The sequence below is a fragment of the Fictibacillus gelatini DSM 15865 genome (assembly GCF_000430745.1).
Lineage (GTDB): Bacteria > Bacillota > Bacilli > Bacillales > Fictibacillaceae > Fictibacillus_A > Fictibacillus_A gelatini.
In genome coordinates, this window is sequence record NZ_AUMP01000070.1 from 1 (window position 1) to 3750 (window position 3750).

Here is a 3750-nt window from a genome sequence, read left to right on the forward strand (position 1 = left end):
AGCTTTAACGCTTCTTCAAAGGCTGATTTATTTTCCGAAATACTAAAATCCGTAAATGGTTCGTGTTTGTATTCGACAGTCATTTAATTCCCTCCATCATCCATTTATTTTACAGTAATAATAGAATTGCAAGTTTTGTGCCAAAAAATAAATGGGATTATTGCTCCCATTCACATAAAAAGTGTACAATTAATGTGAACAGTTTTGTAAATAACATGTTAAGTGTTTACACTATTGTAAAGGTGATGGAGAATGATACAACATAAGGAACCACTTTCCTCTCTTGCGGCTCCATGGGACGAAACGTTAGAACCAAAAAATATGAGCATTGTTTCAAAAAATCTTACACTTTCAGAAATAGATGTTACTGTTCAAAAAGATTTTGCCCTGCAAGATGAGTCCGGGAATTTTGTAGGGTGGGTACCATATACAACAGTCGTCGAACAAATTTTTAACTATTGGAAGCTAAGCACCGCATTTTATACTAATCTGCTTCAAGCGGTGGACGATGCGGTAACCGTCGTTGATCCAAACGGTTCGATCATCTCCTGGAATCCAAAGGCGGAAGAACTGTACCAAAGTTCGGAAGAAGAAATCATCGGAAAGCCAATTACCGATTTTTTCAAAGAGGAATCAGTCATTTTAATGTCTACACTAAAACAGAAAATAGGCGTCATTCGAAAATATAATCAGCCGAAACCAAATGTCCACGTGCTCATCAATACACTTCCTGTTTTTATTGATGATACGATTGTTGGCGGAATTTCAGTTGAACGGGATATTAGCGAAATTGTAAAATTGAATGATGGCCTTGCGACTACAACGGCGTATATTCAAGATTTAGAACGTCAAATTGAAACGAAACATTTGGATGATCCATTTCATAAAATCAAGGGTAGAAGCGCTAGCCTGAGTACGGCTATTGATTTAGCTAAAAAGGTATCGAAAACGGATGCATCGGTGCTTATTACCGGCGAAAGCGGGGTCGGAAAGGAATTGTTCGCCCAGGCCATCCATAAATCAAGTTCCCGCTCTGACCGTCCTTTTATTGATATTAACTGTGGCGCCATTCCTGCGGCTTTATTTGAAAGCGAATTATTTGGCTATGAAAAAGGAGCTTTTACCGGGGCTATCAGAGAAGGAAAAAAAGGAAAATTGGATATGGCAAAAGGGGGAAGTTTATTTTTAGATGAAATCGGTGAAATGCCATTGGACTTGCAGGTAAAACTATTGCGCGTCCTTCAAGAAAGGCAGTTTTACCGTGTTGGCGGGACTCAGCCCATCCCTTTTGATGTCCGAATCATTGCCGCCACTAATCGCAATTTAGAAGAGATGGTTGAAAAAGGCTTTTTTCGCCAGGATCTTTACTACCGTTTAAATGTCGTTTCTTTAAATATTCCGCCCCTCAGAGAACGCATTGAAGATATACCAGAACTTATTCAATTGTTTTTAAAAGAATTCTCGGTAAAATATAAAAAACCTGTTCCTGCTCTCGATCCGGAAGTCATGTATACGTTTATGCATTATCCGTGGACAGGCAATATAAGGCAGCTGCGTAACACGATTGAGCGTTTAATCATTTTAGGCGATGAGGAAGTAATCCTCCCTTCTCATCTTCCTGATAATTTTATTAAAGGGATAAAACCGGAAATTACTGCTTCTTCTACTAGCGAGACAGCTAGCCTTCCTGTCAGCAATGAAGAGGAGAAAATAAAATTCGCTTTAACTAAAACGTATGGGAATAAAACTGCCGCGGCGAAAATGTTAGGCATTTCGAGGGTAACTTTATATAATAAGATGAAAAAATACGGAATTCAATCGTTTTAAAAAGAGCAAAATGTTGCTCTTTTTCTATTTACAAAAAAAATTGCCGGGCATATAATTGTCATGGCAACTATTCGCGAGAAGGAGGTAAATTTCATGAAAATGGACGAATCATTAGGTTTTTTGATTGGACTGACGTATCGGAAGATGATTCAGTTACTATTTATGCGCCTGAAAGAATTTGATATTACGCCCGAACAATGGTCAATCCTTTTACGGTTAAGCCGGGAAGACGGCATTAATCAAAAAGAAATTTCAATTCGCGCAGCAAAAGATCAGCCGACAACGACCCGGATTTTGGACTGTCTTCATAAAAAAGAGTTGATAGAAAAAAGGACGAGTGAAAAAGATCGGAGAGCGTTTCTCATTTATTTGACGGATAAAGGGAGAAACCTTATTGAAGAGACAATTCCTGTTGAGAAAAAGGCGATTGAAGATATGACAAGCGGAATTGAACAACAGGAATTGGACTTTTTTAAAGGAATCCTTTTACAAATCAATCAAAATGTTGCAAGCTATTTAAAAGACTAGGAGTGTTAATAAATTGGAAGCACCTCACGAAAAACTTTGGACGAAAAACTTCATAATTCTAACCATCTGTAATTTGTTACTATTTTTAAATATACAGATGATCACCCCGGCCGTTCCGGCTTATGTTAAGGATGCCTTTCATTCTAATGACTTTACCGTCAGCATCGTGATAAGCGTTTTTGCTTTTGCTGCTATTGTCGCCCGCGTTATTGCCGGCGAGGCCATTAAAAAAGGACAACGAGACCTCATCCTTCTTATCGGATTATTTGTGTTGATTTTATCTACTGCGGGCTATTTTTGGAGCAGTTCCATCGCCCTTCTTCTTTTGATTCGGATCATCTATGGCATCGGGTTTGGACTGACGAGCACGACGTTCCCGACTACCGCATCCGATATTATCCCGCCAAGAAAGATGGGAGAAGGGATGGGGTATTTCGGTCTGTCGACAAGCCTTTCGATGTCCATTGCACCTGTCATCGGTTTAGGGCTGCTCGGAAAATTCGGGTTTCCTACTTTAATCGGCGTAACAACCTTACTGACAGTTCTTATTTTTCCATTATCAAAAATCATTCGTATGCCGTCATCAAAAAGCGTACCCTTTCAAGAAATAAGCAAACATTCAAGCAAAGTTCAATTGATGGATAAAAAAATCATTCTTCCGGTTTTCTTAAACTTGCTTCTTTCCATCACTTATGGCGGTTTAATTAGCTTTCTTGCCTTATTTGGAAAAGAAGTCCACCTATCCAATGTAGGCTGGTTTTTCTTATGCAATGCGTTTGCCGTATTATTGGTCCGGCCGATTTCCGGAAAGATTTTTGACAAAAAGGGGCATCTGGCCGTCTTGCCGCCCGGGGCACTTTTAGTAATGATCGGCCTTTTGTCGCTTTCGTTTACAACATCAATGAAGTTTTTATTGATTTCGGCTTTATTCTATGGACTTGGCTATGGGATGTTGCAACCTTCCATTCAAGCATGGACGATTAAGCAAGTAACTCCTGAAAAACGTGGAATGGCGAACGGAGCCTTTTTAAATTCTATCGACCTCGGTGTTGCCATCGGTTCTATGCTGCTCGGCATCATCGCTACAAACACAAGTTATTCGATGATGTACCGGTTATCCGCCCTATGTATGGTCGTATTGCTTGTCGTTTACTTGCTTTCACAAATCAAGAAACTTCAACGGTCGAAAAATAAGAAGGTTGAAGAAAAAATGAGCGCATAGCCCCAGCCAAATACCCGCGAGTCTTTTCTTGGACAAAAAAAGCATGAACTCTCGTTAAGGAGTTCATGCTTTTTTATCAACCTTCTAGCAATAATTGCTCTGGATCTTCGAGCATTTTCTTAATCGCGACGAGGAAGCTTACCGCTTCTGCTCCGTCGACGATCCGGTGGTCG

4 protein-coding genes are annotated in these 3750 nt (G+C 39.8%); 3 read left to right on the forward strand and 1 reads right to left on the reverse strand.

The window, feature by feature from the left end; genetic code table 11:
• Positions 1-252: 252 nt before the first annotated feature.
• From H538_RS0117990 to H538_RS24330, 3 genes are all read left to right on the forward strand, one after another.
• A complete protein-coding gene (locus tag H538_RS0117990) occupies positions 253-1827 on the forward strand; it encodes a sigma-54 interaction domain-containing protein (RefSeq protein ID WP_026678767.1) in 1575 nt (524 codons plus the stop codon).
• Positions 1828-1920: 93 nt separating this feature from the next.
• Positions 1921-2355: a MarR family winged helix-turn-helix transcriptional regulator gene (locus H538_RS0117995; protein WP_026678768.1), complete on the forward strand. Its 435-nt coding sequence runs from the start codon at positions 1921-1923 to the stop codon at positions 2353-2355.
• 13 nt (positions 2356-2368) lie between these two features.
• A complete protein-coding gene (locus H538_RS24330; protein ID WP_035351498.1) occupies positions 2369-3577 on the forward strand; it encodes an MFS transporter in 1209 nt (402 codons plus the stop codon).
• 76 nt (positions 3578-3653) lie between these two features.
• Here the strand turns inward: H538_RS24330 and H538_RS25765 are convergent.
• The coding region (locus tag H538_RS25765; RefSeq protein WP_154658020.1) for a 2-oxo acid dehydrogenase subunit E2 at positions 3654-3750 on the reverse strand (97 nt) is incomplete at its 5' end.

Excerpts from the sequence above, each read along its gene's own strand:
- H538_RS0117990 (WP_026678767.1), top strand. The coding sequence starts at position 253 with ATGATACAACATAAGGAACCACTTTCCTCTCTTGCGGCTCCATGGGAC.
- H538_RS0117995 (WP_026678768.1), top strand. The coding sequence starts at position 1,921 with ATGAAAATGGACGAATCATTAGGTTTTTTGATTGGACTGACGTATCGG.